This window comes from Streptomyces sp. NBC_01012 (genome assembly GCF_045162755.1).
In the GTDB taxonomy this organism is placed as follows: Bacteria; Actinomycetota; Actinomycetes; order Streptomycetales; family Streptomycetaceae; genus Streptomyces.
The window spans coordinates 2,957,645-2,971,732 of sequence record NZ_CP108688.1; the positions used below are offsets into that span (position 1 = coordinate 2,957,645).

10 protein-coding genes are annotated in these 14,088 nt (G+C 72.0%); 4 read left to right on the plus strand and 6 right to left on the minus strand.

All coding sequences use genetic code 11. The features are described 5' to 3' along the window. Window positions 1-42: 42 nt before the first annotated feature. The 5 genes from sucD to OG623_RS13065 all read right to left on the minus strand — a co-directional run bounded on the left by sucD (window position 43) and on the right by OG623_RS13065 (window position 7,056). On the minus strand, window positions 43-927 hold the full coding sequence (gene sucD / locus OG623_RS13045) for a succinate--CoA ligase subunit alpha (RefSeq protein WP_406146500.1): 885 nt from the start codon (window positions 925-927) through the stop codon (window positions 43-45). A gap of 21 nt (window positions 928-948) precedes the next feature. Next, a complete protein-coding gene (gene sucC, locus OG623_RS13050) occupies window positions 949-2,130 on the minus strand; it encodes an ADP-forming succinate--CoA ligase subunit beta (RefSeq protein WP_406146501.1) in 1,182 nt (393 codons plus the stop codon). A gap of 282 nt (window positions 2,131-2,412) precedes the next feature. Continuing rightward, window positions 2,413-3,612: a VWA domain-containing protein gene (locus OG623_RS13055; RefSeq protein ID WP_406146502.1), complete on the minus strand. Its 1,200-nt coding sequence runs from the start codon at window positions 3,610-3,612 to the stop codon at window positions 2,413-2,415. Between the two features lie 16 nt (window positions 3,613-3,628). Next, window positions 3,629-5,947, minus strand: a complete 2,319-nt coding sequence (locus OG623_RS13060) for a DUF5682 family protein (protein ID WP_406146503.1) — start codon at window positions 5,945-5,947, stop codon at window positions 3,629-3,631. After that, entirely contained in the window at window positions 5,944-7,056 is a 1,113-nt protein-coding gene (locus tag OG623_RS13065) for an AAA family ATPase (protein WP_406146505.1), read from the minus strand. Before OG623_RS13065 ends, OG623_RS13060 begins: the two co-directional genes overlap by 4 nt. Window positions 7,057-7,209: 153 nt before the next feature. Between OG623_RS13065 and OG623_RS13070 the strand changes: the two genes are divergently transcribed. Beyond that, window positions 7,210-8,616, plus strand: a complete 1,407-nt coding sequence (locus tag OG623_RS13070; protein ID WP_406146506.1) for an SWIM zinc finger family protein — start codon at window positions 7,210-7,212, stop codon at window positions 8,614-8,616. Window positions 8,617-8,715: 99 nt separating this feature from the next. Further along, complete coding sequence (locus tag OG623_RS13075; RefSeq protein ID WP_406146507.1) at window positions 8,716-10,344, plus strand: DUF5691 domain-containing protein; 1,629 nt, start codon at window positions 8,716-8,718, stop codon at window positions 10,342-10,344. Between the two features lie 12 nt (window positions 10,345-10,356). Here OG623_RS13075 and OG623_RS13080 read toward each other — a convergent pair whose 3' ends face one another. Beyond that, on the minus strand, window positions 10,357-10,770 hold the full coding sequence (locus OG623_RS13080) for a cobalamin B12-binding domain-containing protein (protein ID WP_406146508.1): 414 nt from the start codon (window positions 10,768-10,770) through the stop codon (window positions 10,357-10,359). 348 nt (window positions 10,771-11,118) lie between these two features. On the opposite strand from OG623_RS13080, the gene OG623_RS13085 reads away from it, so the two are divergent. Continuing rightward, window positions 11,119-12,099, plus strand: coding sequence for an esterase/lipase family protein (locus OG623_RS13085; protein WP_406146509.1), 981 nt, complete (start codon window positions 11,119-11,121; stop codon window positions 12,097-12,099). A 238-nt stretch (window positions 12,100-12,337) separates the two neighbouring features. Next, window positions 12,338-14,005, plus strand: coding sequence for a M23 family metallopeptidase (locus tag OG623_RS13090; RefSeq protein WP_406146510.1), 1,668 nt, complete (start codon window positions 12,338-12,340; stop codon window positions 14,003-14,005). The last annotated feature ends 83 nt before the right edge of the window (window positions 14,006-14,088 follow it).

The window sequence follows — 14,088 nt, forward strand, 5'->3', positions numbered from 1 at the left end:
TTCTCCGAGGGGTACGGACCCGCGCCGTTCACGCGGTGGCGGTCAGCCGCCGAGGATCTCGCGCGCCAGCTTGGCGGTCTCGGTCGGCGTCTTGCCGACCTTCACGCCCGCGGCCTCGAGGGCCTCCTTCTTGCCTGCGGCCGTACCGGAGGAGCCGGAGACGATGGCACCGGCGTGGCCCATGGTCTTGCCCTCGGGTGCGGTGAAGCCCGCGACGTAGCCGACGACCGGCTTCGTGACGTTCTTCGCGATGTAGTCGGCGGCACGCTCCTCGGCGTCGCCGCCGATCTCGCCGATCATCACGATGAGGTCCGTCTCGGGGTCGGCCTCGAACGCGGCGAGCGCGTCGATGTGCGTCGTGCCGATGACCGGGTCGCCACCGATGCCGACGGCCGACGAGAAGCCGATGTCACGGAGCTCGTACATCATCTGGTAGGTCAGCGTGCCGGACTTGGACACGAGACCGATGCGGCCGGGCTTGGTGATGTCGCCCGGGATGATGCCGGCGTTGGACTGACCGGGGGTGATCAGACCGGGGCAGTTCGGGCCGATGATGCGGGTCTTGTTGCCCTTCGCGTTGGCGTACGCCCAGAAGGCGGCCGAGTCGTGAACGGCGATGCCCTCGGTGATCACGACGGCCAGCGGGATCTCGGCGTCGATCGCCTCGACGACGGCGGCCTTCGAGAAGGCCGGCGGCACGAAGAGGACGGACACATCGGCGCCCGTCTTCTCCATCGCCTCGGCGACCGACCCGAATACGGGTACCTCGGTGCCGTCGAAGTCGACGGAGGTGCCCGCCTTACGCGGGTTCACGCCACCGACGATGTTGGTGCCGTCGGCCAGCATGAGCTTGGTGTGCTTCATGCCCGTGGCGCCGGTCATCCCCTGGACGATGACCTTGCTGTCCTTGGTGAGGAAGATAGCCATGGTGTTGGAGTCCCTCGTCCTTTACTTCGCAGCCGCGGCGAGCTCGGCGGCCTTGTCGGCCGCGCCGTCCATGGTGTCCACACGCTGAACGAGCGGGTGGTTGGCGTCGGAGAGGATCTTGCGACCCAGCTCCGCGTTGTTGCCGTCGAGGCGCACGACCAGCGGCTTGGTGACGTCCTCGCCCTTGGACTTGAGCAGCTCCAGGGCCTGGACGATGCCGTTGGCGACCTCGTCGCAGGCGGTGATGCCACCGAAGACGTTGACGAAGACGGACTTGACGTCGGAGTCCCCGAGGATGATCTCCAGGCCGTTCGCCATGACCTCTGCGGAGGCGCCGCCACCGATGTCGAGGAAGTTGGCGGGCTTCACGTTGCCGTGCTGCTCACCGGCGTACGCGACGACGTCCAGGGTCGACATGACCAGACCGGCACCGTTACCGATGATGCCGACCTCGCCCTCGAGCTTGACGTAGTTGAGGTTCTTGGCCTTGGCGGCCGCTTCGAGCGGGTTGGCCGCGGCCTTGTCCTCGAGCGCCTCGTGGCCGGGCTGGCGGAAGTCGGCGTTCTCGTCGAGAGACACCTTTCCGTCCAGGGCCAGGATGCGGCCGTCCTTGGTCTTCACCAGCGGGTTGACCTCGACGAGGAGGGCGTCCTCCGCGACGAAGGTGTCCCACAGGGTCACCAGGGCCTCGGCGACGCCCTCGGCCACGTCAGCCGGGAACTTCGCCTGGGCCACGATCTCGCGGGCCTTGACGATGTCGACCCCGTCGACAGCGTTGACCGGGACCTTCGCGAGGGCCTCGGGGGTCTTCTCCGCGACCTCCTCGATGTCCATGCCGCCCTGCACCGAGGCCATGGCCAGGAAGGTGCGGTTGGTGCGGTCGAGGAGGTACGAGACGTAGTACTCCGCCTCGATCTCCGGAGACAGCTCGGCGATCATCACGTTGTGGACCGTGTGGCCCTTGATGTCCATGCCGAGGATGTCGGTCGCCCGGGCGACCGCCTCATCGGGATCGGCGGCCAGCTTCACGCCGCCGGCCTTGCCTCGGCCGCCGACCTTCACCTGCGCCTTGACGACTGACTTGCCACCCAGCCGCTCGGTCGCCTCGCGGGCTGCCTCAGGCGTGTCGATGACTTCACCGGCCAGCACCGGTACACCGTGCTTGGCGAAGAGGTCCCTCGCCTGGTACTCGAACAGGTCCACGCGCGTCCGTCCCTATTTAGTGGTCTCGCGGTTCGTCTTTCTGCGTGGGCGTGCCGCGAGGGCAACGTGACTGCGCAGTCACTAGGGAGGCGCACACGGTGACCGAGTACGCGGCATGTCCATCCGGCAGGTTATCCCCCACGCCGCGCCGGACCCTAAATTGCAGATCACACATGAGCGGTGATAACGGTCACAGACCGCGCTGGTAGCCGGGTTACGAGGGACAAAACGACGCCTCCGCCGGACCCCACCGGACCTCATCCGGGACGGCCCCTCGTCCGGTCATCGGACGACGTCCGGTATCGGGAGGGTCCTCTTCTCGATCGCCGCCGCCATGACCTCGGGGAAGAGGTCAGGAGTGCAGGCGAAGGCCGGTGCGCCGAGCGCCCCGAACGCGGCGGCGTGCTCACGGTCGTAGGACGGCTCGCCCTCGTCGGAGAGCGCGAGCAGCGTCACGAACTGCACCCCGGACGCCTTCATCGCCCTGACCCGTCCGATCATCTCGTCACGAATCCCTCCCTCGTGCAGATCGCTGATGAGGACGACCACGGTGTCCGCCGGACGGGTGATCTTCGACTGGCAGTAGGCGAGCGCCCGGTTGATGTCCGTCCCTCCGCCGAGCCGCGTGCCGAAGAGGATGTCGACCGGGTCGTCGAGCTGATCGGTGAGATCGACGACGGCCGTGTCGAACACGACGAACCGGGTCGACAGGGTCCGTATCGAGGCGAGCACCGCACCGAAGACCGAGGCGTGGACGACGGACGGGGCCATGGACCCCGACTGGTCGACGCAGAGGACGACGTCCTTCTTCACGGACCGGTCCGTGCGGCTGTACCCGATGAGGCGCTCGGGTATCACCGTGCCCGCGCCTTCCCTGCCGGGCAGCGGCACGTGGTGCTTCAGGTTGGCCCGGATCGTGCGGTCCCAGTCGATGTCTTGGTGGCGCGGCCGGCCCACCCTGGCCGAGCGGTCCAGAGCGCCGGTGAGCGTCGCCCTCGTACGAGTGGCCAGCCGGCGCTCCAGGTCATCGACGACCTTGCGCACGACGGCCCTGGCCGTCTCCTTCGTCGTCTCCGGCATGGCCCTGCCGAGCGAGAGCAGGGTGCCGACCAGGTGGACGTCGGGTTCCACGGCCTCCAGCATCTCCGGCTCCAGCAACAGGGTGGAGAGCCCGAGGCGGTCGATCGCGTCCCGCTGCATGACCTGGACGACGGAGGCCGGGAAGTACGTACGGATGTCGCCGAGCCAGCGGACCACCGACGGCGCGGACGCCCCGAGCCCCCCGGAACGCTCGGCCCTGCTCCTGCCCCTGGGTTTCTTCCCTCCTTCGTACAGCGCGGTCAGCGCCTCGTCCATCGCCGCGTCATCTCCGGTGAGCGCACGGCCCGTTCCTTCGGCGCTGTCCGTTCCTTCGGCACGGTCCGCGCCCAGCACCAGACGCCAGCGCCGCAGCCGCTCGTCCTCGGTGTCGGTCGTGTCCATCGCCCTCGCCTCCTTCTCATCCGTCCTGGCCGAGGAGCAGTCGGAGCACCGGAACCACTGCGTCCGCCCGCTGCTCGTCGAGCCCTTCACCGAAGCCCGGCGCGGCTGGTCCGCCCTCGTCGCCCGCCCTGCCGGAGCCCGGCCCGCGGCGCACGAGCTCGCCGAGCGCGCGCCGGGCTCCCGGCTCGTAGGCTGCGAACGTGCGGCGCAGCAGGGGCAGTACGCCGGTGAACGTGTCGGCCGGTATGCCCGTGAGCCAGGTGTCCACGAGCCCGAGGAGCCGCTCGTCATGGACGAGCAGCAGACCGCCGCCCGCCGCTGCCCCGACGAACCCCTCGATCCAGGCCGCCGCTTCGGGAGGCGCGGTGCCGGGCGAGAGCTCAAGGCCCATGAGTCGCGCGGCCTCGCTCCCCTCCAGCCGCCCTTCGTCCAGGAGCAGTCGCGTGGCACGGCCCCGGACCTCACCGGCGACGGCGTCCCTGGCGGACAGCTTGTGCAGGACACCGGCCCACCGCTCGGGCAGCCCGTCCGCCCGTACGGCGCCGGCGAGCAGCCCTATCGCGGTGTGCACGCCGTCCACCCGGCGGTGGGCCTCCGCCGCCGCGTCCGCGTCGAGGCCGGTGCAGGCGGGCGGCAGGCCCACACAGACGCGCTCGGCGATGCCGACCGCCACCTCTCCCAGGGCCGAGGCTCCGGTGGAGCGCACATCTCCGTAACGCAGGGAGCGGGCCAGGGCGGGTAGCGCGTCGGCGAGGTGGCCGACGTCCGTATCGAGGGCGGCCCGGTCGGAGAGTGCCCTCATCACGACCGGCAGCGCCTCGGGCAGGCCGGCCAGGAGGCACCGCTCGGCGAGTGCGGTGACCTCGGCGAGCGAGGACGCGGACAGGGCGTCCGCCTCGGCCCTGGCCGTCGTGGCTCCGCGCACGGTGGTGCCCCAGACGCCGGCCTCGGCCACCCTGACGTGGAGCTCGGGCTCCCAGCGCAGCCGCCAGCTCTCCCGGAACGTCCCCGTGCTGCCCCGGCCCTCGGTGGGTTCGCCCCAGTGCACGCCGAGGAGTCGCAGCCGGTGCAGCAGCCTGCTGCGGGCGGCGTCGGTGTCCTTGCGCAGGTCGAGCTCCAGCTCACGTCTCCGCGCCTCGGGTGCGATCCGCAGCTTGCGCTGCTGCCGGTCCAGGTCGCGCTGGAGGGGGACGGCGGGGGCGGTGTCGGGGACCTCGCCGAGGACCTCCCCGACGACCAGCCGGTCCCGCACAAGAGCGAGCGGCACATCGGATCCCTCGCACATGACCGCCCTGACCGCGTCGGTGGCCTCGGCAAGCCCGACGGCCGGACGGTCACGCAGGGCCGCCAGTGTCCCGGCGAGCCGGACGGCCTCGATGACATCCGCGGAGGACACGGCCCTGTCCGTGTCGCGCAGCAGTCCGGCTACCTTGGTCATCCAGCGCTCGACGGGCCGGTCGGGGGCGCCGAACAGGTGCCCGTACCAGCCGGGGGATTCGATCCCGGCGCCGTATCCGCTGTGCCGGGCGAGCCTCCGGTGCGTCCAGGGCACCCAGGTCAGCTCCGCCTTGACCTTGGGCATCCCTTTGAGGAGCGCACGGTCGGCGGCGACCGTCGTCCGCGCGCCGAGCGCCGGGACATGCCAGGCGCCGCAGACCACGGCGATGCCGTCGCCGAACTCCTTGCGGGCGGCGCGCAGTTTCAGGCGCATCGCGGCCTCCCGGACGGCGTCCTGTGGATGTCCCCCGTCCCCGTACAACTCACGCAGCGCGGTCATCGCCTCGGCGAGCGCGGTGAACGGGGCACACGGATCGGCCTGCCGTCCGTCGGCCGCACGGTGCTCGACGACGTCCTCCCACCAGCGCTCGGGGTCGTCGTAGCCCGCGGCTCCGGCGAGGATCCCGATCGGGTCGATGCCCGGCCCGTCCTCCTCCGCGGCCTGCCCCGTGGCATCCCCCCGGCCGTCCTCCCGCTGTTCCGCCAATGCCAGGGAGTTCGCGGCCGGCAGGTCCATGAAACGCACCGGGACGCCATGCGCCGATGCCCAGCGGATCGCGCCCCACTCGGGCGAGAACTCGGCCAGCGGCCAGAACGCGGCACGCCCCGGATCGTCCACGGCGTGGGCGAGGAGCGCGACCGGCGGACGCATCCCGCTGTGCGCCGCCAGCGGCAGCAACGCGTCACCCTCGGGCGGTCCTTCTACGAGCACGGCGGCGGGCCGTGCGGATTCCAGGGCGGCCAGGACCGCGCGGGCCGAGCCCGGTCCGTGGTGGCGCACCCCCAACAGCAGCGGCCCCCGGGGAGCGGTGGTGGTCCCACCGGTGCGGGGTGTCATTCGGCGGCCTCACGGCAGGCGCGGTAGAAGTCCTTCCAGCCGTCGCGCTCCCGGACGACCGTCTCCAGGTACTCCTGCCAGACCACCTGGTCGGCCGTCGGGTCACGGACGACGGCCCCGACGATGCCGCCCGCCACGTCCCCGGGGCGCAGGACACCGTCGCCGAAATGGGCGGCGAGCGCGAGGCCTCCCGTGACGACGGAGATCGCCTCGGCCGTGGACAGCGTCCCCGAGGGCGACTTGAGCCTGGTACGGCCGTCGGTGGTGATGCCGTCGCGCAGCTCCCGGAAGACCGTGACGACCCGCCGGATCTCGGCCATGCCGTCGGGGGCCGGGGGCAGGTCGAGCGAGTGCCCGATCTGGGCCACGCGCCGGGACACGATGTCCATCTCCTCCTCGGGTGTCGCGGGCAGCGGCAGCACGACGGTGTTGAACCGGCGGCGCAGGGCGCTGGAGAGCTCGTTGACCCCGCGGTCGCGGTCGTTCGCCGTGGCGACGAGGTTGAACCCACGCACCGCCTGGACCTCCTGGCCCAGCTCGGGGACGGGCAGGGTCTTCTCCGACAGGATCGTGATGAGCGCGTCCTGCACATCGGCGGGGATGCGCGTGAGCTCCTCGACGCGGGCGGTCATGCCCTCGGCCATGGCCCGCATGACGGGGCTCGGCACCAGCGCCTCGCGGCTGGGGCCGTGGGCCAGCAGCCGTGCGTAGTCCCATCCGTAGCGGACGGCTTCCTCCGGTGTGCCCGCGGTGCCCTGCACGAGCAGGGTCGAGTCCCCGCTGACGGCCGCGGCGATGTGCTCGGACAGCCAGGTCTTGGCCGTCCCCGGGACGCCGAGAAGCAGCAGCGCCCGGTCGGTGGCGAGCGTGGTGACAGCGACTTCGACGAGACGGCGCGGGCCCACGTACTTCGGTGTGATCAGCGTGCCGTCCGCGAGCGTCCCGCCGAGCAGATAGGTGGAGACAGCCCATGGAGAGAGCTTCCAACGGGCAGGTCTCGGACGGTCGTCGGCGGCGCCCAGAGCCTTGAGCTCGTCGGCGAAGGCGTGCTCGGCGTGCGGCCTCAGGGCCTCGCCGTCTGCTGCGTCGGTCAGTACGGACACTGTCATGGATCCCCCTCCGGATCGGTCGATCCGATGCGGTTTCCACGGTGCACCACGCCACTGACAATCGGCCCCGGCACCCGGCCGGTACCCCCGTCCGACCCGGCTGGTCCGGCCGGCCGGGACCGATTGTCAGTGGTGCGCCCTACCGTCGGATCCATGGTGCTATCTCACGGGGGAGAATCCTGCCGAGCCGCCGGACCGGCGGAGCGGCGGGCGCTGGAGCGGGCGTTGCGCCTGACTCCTGACGAGGCTTCGAGCGAGGCTTCGAGCGAGACGGGCTGCGCGTTCGCCTCGGAGCACGCCTGGTCCGAAACGGGGTTCGGCGGTCCGGGCGTGGTCTGGGGCATCCGCGCGGGCGGCGACGGCCCGCCGTACCGCACGGCGGTGGACACGGGTGAGCCGGCGTACACATGTGGTTGCGGCGAAGAGACGTCGCCCTGCGGGCACGCCCTGGGGCTGTTGCTGCTCGACGCCTCCGGCGACCGGACGTCTGAGGAGATGCCGGAGAGGGGGAAGGAGCGGGGGAAGGAACCGCCCGACTGGGTCGCACAGTGGCTGGAGGACCGGCACCCGCGGGCGGCACCCGGGGGTCGGGCGAGCCGGGCGGCGGAGCTCCGTGCCGCCCGCAGGGCCGAGCGCATCACGGGCGGTGCCCAGGAGTTGGAGCAGCGGCTCAGCGATCTGGTGCGCGGCGGACTGGCGGCGGCGGACCGCCCTGGATACGCGCTGTGGGAGGAGACGGCGGCCCGCATGGTCGACGCCCAGGCACCAGGACTCGCAGGCCGTGTGAGGGAGTTGGGGTCACTGCCCGTTTCCGGCCCCGGCCGGCCCGCTCGGCTGCTGGAGGAGTGCGCACTCCTGCATCTGCTGGACTCCGCCTGGCTCGGGCTCGACCGGCTGCCAGGACCGCTGGCGGCGACCGTCCGTACGAGAGTGGGGCTGACGGCATCGGCCGAAGGACCGGCTGTCCGAGACCACTGGCTGGTCCTCGCGCAGTACGACACACCGGACGGCAGAATCGTCACCCGGCGCACCTGGCTGTACGGCGGGGACTCGGGCCGCACCGCCCTGTTCCTGTCTTACGGAGCGCCGGGGCGCGCCCCCGCCAGGACGCTGCCGGTGGGCACGGTGCTGGACGCCGAGGTGACACCGTATCCGGGCGGCGGCGGGCTGCGGGGCGAGCTGGGACGGGAGTTCGGCGAGCCCGCCGTCACGGCAGCGGCGCCGCCCGGCGGCACCACGGCCGATGCCGTCGCCGCGTACGGGCGGGCGCTGCGGGACGACCCATGGCTCGACGCCTGGCCGGCCACCCTGCGCGATGTCATACCCGCGCCGTCCGGGGACGGCTGGCAGTTGGTCGGCGCGGCGGACGGCTCCGCCCTGCCGGTCGCACCATCGGCGCTGTCCCGGCCAGGCCTGTGGAAGCTTGTGGCGCTGTCCGGCGGCAGCCCGCTGACGGTGTTCGGCGAATGCGGACACCGGGGTTTCGACCCGCTCGCGGCCTGGTGCGCCGAGACCTCCGACGACGACGAACCGAGCACGGCGGCCGTGGCGCTCGCGTGACGCGCCGAACCCTCCCGCACCGCCGATTCCACCGACTCGACCGACTCCACCGACTTTCCCGGAGTGCCGAAGCACCGGAGCACCGGAAAGGACCGCCCGATGCACACCACCGTCACGACAGCCGGCGCGCCCGTGAGCGCCCCGTGGGAAGACCTCGTCACCTCTGCGCTGCTCGGCACCGACCGGCGCCCTCTGCGGGCGGAGGACGGTGCCGCGGTCGGTCCGGCGGCGCTGCTGGACACGGCGGCGGTCCACACCGTGCGGCGCAGGGCCGCTCTGCGGCCGGCCTCCGGCGCCGCCCTGCCCGTGCCGGCACCGGCCGATCCCAGGCCGCCGCTGCCTGCCGCCGCCCGACGCAGGCTCGCCCAGCTGCTGGCGGACCGCTCGGCGCCGCCGGACGGCGGCCGGCGGGGAGCGGCTCCCGATCTGACCGAGCTCATCCCCCAATGGCTGGCCTCGGCCGGCGCGCACGGTTACCGGGCGCCCGCCGAGCTGCTGCCCGCGCTGCTGGACGCGGCGAGAGCGCGTACGGATCTGCGTCCGCGCGTACTGGCCTTCGCCGGGCCGCGCGGGCTGTGGCTGGCCGCGCTGAATCCGGAGTGGAGATTCGCGCTGCGTGCCGCGTCGCGCGGTGCGCAGCGGCCGGGCACAGCGGATCCGGAGGCGGTGCGACTGCTCTGGGGCGAGGGCCTCTTCGCCGAGCGGGTCGCGCTGCTCGGTGCCGTGCGGGATCAGGACCCCGCTGCGGCCAGGGCCCTGCTCGCCACCACATGGTCCACGGAGCGGGCCGAGGACCGGCTGATGTTCCTGGATTCCCTGCGGTCGGGCCTTTCGGACGCCGATGAAGGGTTCCTGGAGGAAGCTCTGGCGGACCGCAGCCGCATCGTGCGTTCCACAGCAGCCGAGTTGCTGTCCGCGCTGCCCGATTCGGCGCTCGCCCGGCGGATGGCGGCCCGTGCCACGTCCTGTGTGAACCCCGACCGCACGGGTGGCGCCGTATCCGTGGCGGTGGAGGCGCCGCACGAGTGCGATGCCGCGATGCAGCGCGACGGCGTGGCGCCGGTGCCGCCCTCAGGGCGCGGTGAACGGTCGTGGTGGCTCAGCCAGTTGGTGGAGGCGACCCCGCTCGGGGTGTGGCGGGAGAGGTTCGGCGGCCGGACCCCCGATGAGCTGGTGACCCTGCCGGTCGCGGACGGCTGGGCCGGTGAGCTGCACGCCGCCTGGTGCCGGGCGGCCGTGCGGCAGCGGGACGCCGACTGGGCGCGGGCACTGCTCGGCGTCCCCTCGGCCCCCGTGGCGAGCGGCCCCGGGACGGCGTCGCTGGCGGAGCGCTCGAAGCTCCTCGCCATCCTGCCGGCCGCCGAGCGGGCACTCTGGGTCGCCGGGTTCATAGCCGCGCACGGCCTGTCCGAGGCCTTCCAACTGCTCGGTGTCTGCTCCGTGCCCTGGGATGTGCCGCTCGGCCGGTCGGTCGTCGACGCGCTGGACATCGCCCGGGACGCGGGGAGCTACCCGTGGAGCTTCAGCGGGGTGATGGGCCTCGCGGAGCGCTGCCTGAATCCCGCCGAGGGGGACAGGCTCGCGGTGCTCACCACCACGCCCGACGAACCGGCAGACGCTTCACCGGGTGCGGGTGACTACTGGTCGGAGGCGTTCCAGCGCCTGGTCTCCACCCTGCGCCTGCGCGCCGCCATGGACGCGGAGCTGGCCCAGGACGGCACAGGCTGACCGCGCGGTGGCTCAGGCCCCCGCGGGCTGGCGGACGTGCGCGTTCACCCAGTCGACGATCGAAGCCGTCGTCGCACCCGGGGTGAAGATCTCCGCGACGCCCTGCTCCTTCAGCGGGGCGATGTCCCCTTCCGGGATGATGCCGCCGCCGAACAGCTTGATGTCCTCGGCGTCGCGCTCCTTCAACAGCTCGATGACCTTGGCGAAGAGCGTGTTGTGCGCACCCGAGAGGATCGACAGACCGATGGCGTCGGCGTCCTCCTGGATCGCGGTGTCCACGATCTGCTCGGGGGTCTGGTGGAGGCCCGTGTAGATGACCTCCATGCCCGCGTCCCGCAGCGCCCGCGCGATCACCTTGGCCCCGCGGTCATGGCCGTCGAGGCCAGGCTTGGCCACCACCACACGGATCGGACCGGTCACACCCATCAATGCCTCCACATGCGTCTCCCGGACCCAGAGGGGCCGGTGATGTGAACGAACGTTATCCACAGCATCCCGCACGGCGTCGTTTCGCGGTGGACCGGGAGGGGGAAATCACACATGGGACATGTTCGCCGGCAGCGTTCCCAGCGTCGGGCGGCCCAGCGGGCCGCGCGGGGAGCGCCGCCAGGGGAGCCGCAACGAGGTCGTCGTACCACCGCGCCGTCAGCCGCACGGCACGGTGGTACGGCCCCCGGCAGCGTGAGGACCGCCGGTCGCCTCCCGCGGCGATCCCCGTGAGGGCGTACGGGGCAGGGAGCCGCCTCCCCCGCATGCCAGTGCAGGAGGTCGGCCATGAAGGTCCTGCCTTTCCTTCCCCTACTGCTGCGCAAGCCGTCTCTACGCCCCGCCTGGTTGTCGTCCACGCTGGTCAGAGCCACCGCACTGGAGCTGGTGATCCTCGCCGGGCATGTGCTCATCTATCCGTCCGGCCTCACCCCGGAGCGCCGACAGCCCGTGCCCACACCGCCGACGCCCGCACCGAGCCCCGCACCGAGCCCCACACCGACTCCGGCGCCAGGCCGATTCGCCCGTTCGGCGGACACGGCGGACACGGCAGAACCGGATGCACCGGATGCACCGGGCACACCGGACGCATCGAATACGGCGACGGCAACCGCCCTGCCGGCCCGGAGCGACGACCACCCGCCCGTCGTGCTGCTGCACGGCTTCATCGACAACCGCTCCGTGTTCGTCCTACTCCGCCGCTCCCTGGCCCGGCACGGCTGGCACCACCTGGAGTCGCTCAACTACTCCCCCCTGACCTGCGACATCCGCACCGCGGCCGAACTGCTCGGCCGCCATGTGGAGGAGATCTGCGCCCGCACAGGCCACCGGGAGATCGACATCGTCGGCCACAGCCTCGGCGGCCTGATCGCGCGGTACTACGTGCAGCGGCTCGGCGGTGACCGCCGGGTGCGCACGCTCGTCACCCTCGGCACACCGCACGGCGGCACCGCCGCGGCCCCGCTGGCGGGCGCACACCCCATCGTCCGCCAGATGCGCGGCGGCTCGGATCTGATCGCGGAGCTGCGCCTGCCCGCCGCCGGCTGCCGGACCCGGTTCGTCAGCTTCTGGAGCGAATTGGACAGGGTGATGCTCCCGGTCGAGACGGCCTGCGTGGATCACCCCGACCTCGATGCGGTGAACGTCCGCGTCACGGGTATCGGTCATCTCGCCCTGCCGGTCCACCCCGCGGTCGCTTCAGCGATCCGTCAGGCACTCGAGTCCGACGGCACGGCGATCGGCGCACCGGGAGCCGCGTCCGTCGCCTGAATCTCCCGTCCCAGGACCACCACACACCCCAGCCGAATAGAACTGACTTCGAACATAGAGCCAAGCCTGTCTCCACCGTCCACCGAAAGGCGGCCGATTGCCCGTTTCCTGAGGAGCCGAAAGCCGCCGAAGATTGTCGTCCTCACCTACCGCCGGGTACAGTCGCGGCCACTGTCACCCTGGGTTTCCCCCACCGGACCCCGGAACAGGTCCTGCTGCCGAGGCGAGAGAGAAGTTGGTGAACGACCAGCACCCCCACGCCGGGCCTGCCGGATACGACAGCCATTCCACCGGCAGCTTCGACAGCGACCCGCTCTTCGGCACCCTGCCGGGTCAGCACGACAGCAGCCACGAGACGACGTACGGCGGCGGCTACGCCCCGGCGTACGACGGCGGCTACGGCAGCGGTTACACCGGCGGCTCCTGGGACACCGGCGCGCATCAGCAGGCTTCGTACGCCGCCTATGACGCCCAGGCCCACCCGCAGACGCCCCAGGGCTACGACACAGGCGCGCAGGGTTACGACACCGGCGCCACCTGGATCCCCGAGGGCGGAATCCCCGCCCAGGCCGCCCCCCAGTCCCCCGACGCGACGGGCCAGTGGAACACCGCCGGCTGGGACCACACCGGCCAGGCGGACCAGTGGGCGGCGGGCGACACGGGGGCCTTCCCCACCGCCACGTTCGACACCACGGCTTACGGGACGGGCACGTACACCGCCCCCACCTTCGAGACCGCGGGGTACGAGAGCTACACGGCCCCCGACACCGGCACCTACGACGCCACCGCCTGGAACACCGGCGCCACGCCCGGGAACGCCACGTACGCACCCGAACAGACTTCGTATCCCTCGTACGAACACCAGTCGGTGCCCTACGAGACGTACGAGACAGCCGAGTTCACCGCGTTCACCGCCCATGAGGGCGGGGATGACAGCGGACATGACGGCATGCAGGACAGTGCCCAGGACGGGTTCCACGACCTCCACGGCCACCCGGACCCGGACCTCCTCGACGAGTCGCCGGACCTTCACGACGGCGCCCCCGGCGAGGCCGAGCCGGTGCAGAACCTCGCCGGTGACATCGCCGGCATGAGCGCCGAATCCGCCTCAGTCGCGGCGTCATCCGCCCGCCCCGTCGGCCGTTCCTCCGCCCCTCGCGGCGGAGGCCGTGGCCGGCGCCGCACCCCCGCGAAGCGCTCCGCGCTCCTGACCGTCGCCGTCCCCTCCGCCTGTGTCATGAGCGTCGCGGGTATCGCCGCCGCCTCGGTGAGCGGAGTCGGCGGAGGCGAGGAGACCAAGGACGACACGACGTCCATGGCGGCCGCCGACACGGTCAAGCCGGTAGCGGCCAACAACAAGCTGGACACCCAGCTCGCCAACCTCAACGCCGACGCCGAGAACTTCGCCGACCGCGCGAGCCGCACGCAGGAGCGCATCGACCTGAAGGAGCGTCAGGCCGCCGACAAGAAGAAGCGCGCGGAGGAGGCGGCGCGCAAAGAGGCAGCGCGCCCCAAGTTCGTGCTGCCCGTGAAGCAGCACGGCCTCAGCGCCACCTACGGCCAGGCCGGCGTGAACTGGATGTCCGTGCACACGGGCATCGACTTCCCCGTCACCTACGGCACCCCCGTCATGGCGGCGACCGACGGCACCGTCCGCACCCAGTGGAACAGCGCCTACGGGAACATGGCCATCGTCACCGCGGCCGACGGCACCGAGACCTGGTACTGCCACCTCAGCAGCACCAAGATCCGCTCCGGCCCGGTCCAGGCCGGCGATGTCATCGCCTACTCGGGCAGCTCCGGCAACTCCACGGGCCCGCACCTGCACTTCGAGGTACGGCCCGGTGGCGGCTCGGCGATCGACCCGATGCCCTGGCTCAGCAGCCACGGGCTCAACCCGAACTGAGACAGGCCGCCCCAGCTCAGGCCCGAGCCCGGCCGGAACCCGCCGGCAGGGGCCGGGGCTTGGGGTCAGGTCAGAGCCGGGGA

Coding starts and splice junctions, on each gene's coding strand:
- OG623_RS13080 (WP_406146508.1), bottom strand. CDS start 10,770: ATGGGTGTGACCGGTCCGATCCGTGTGGTGGTGGCCAAGCCTGGCCTC.
- sucD (WP_406146500.1), bottom strand. CDS start 927: ATGGCTATCTTCCTCACCAAGGACAGCAAGGTCATCGTCCAGGGGATG.
- OG623_RS13070 (WP_406146506.1), top strand. CDS start 7,210: ATGGTGCTATCTCACGGGGGAGAATCCTGCCGAGCCGCCGGACCGGCG.
- OG623_RS13075 (WP_406146507.1), top strand. CDS start 8,716: ATGCACACCACCGTCACGACAGCCGGCGCGCCCGTGAGCGCCCCGTGG.
- OG623_RS13085 (WP_406146509.1), top strand. CDS start 11,119: ATGAAGGTCCTGCCTTTCCTTCCCCTACTGCTGCGCAAGCCGTCTCTA.
- OG623_RS13065 (WP_406146505.1), bottom strand. CDS start 7,056: ATGACAGTGTCCGTACTGACCGACGCAGCAGACGGCGAGGCCCTGAGG.
- OG623_RS13055 (WP_406146502.1), bottom strand. CDS start 3,612: ATGGACACGACCGACACCGAGGACGAGCGGCTGCGGCGCTGGCGTCTG.
- OG623_RS13060 (WP_406146503.1), bottom strand. CDS start 5,947: ATGACACCCCGCACCGGTGGGACCACCACCGCTCCCCGGGGGCCGCTG.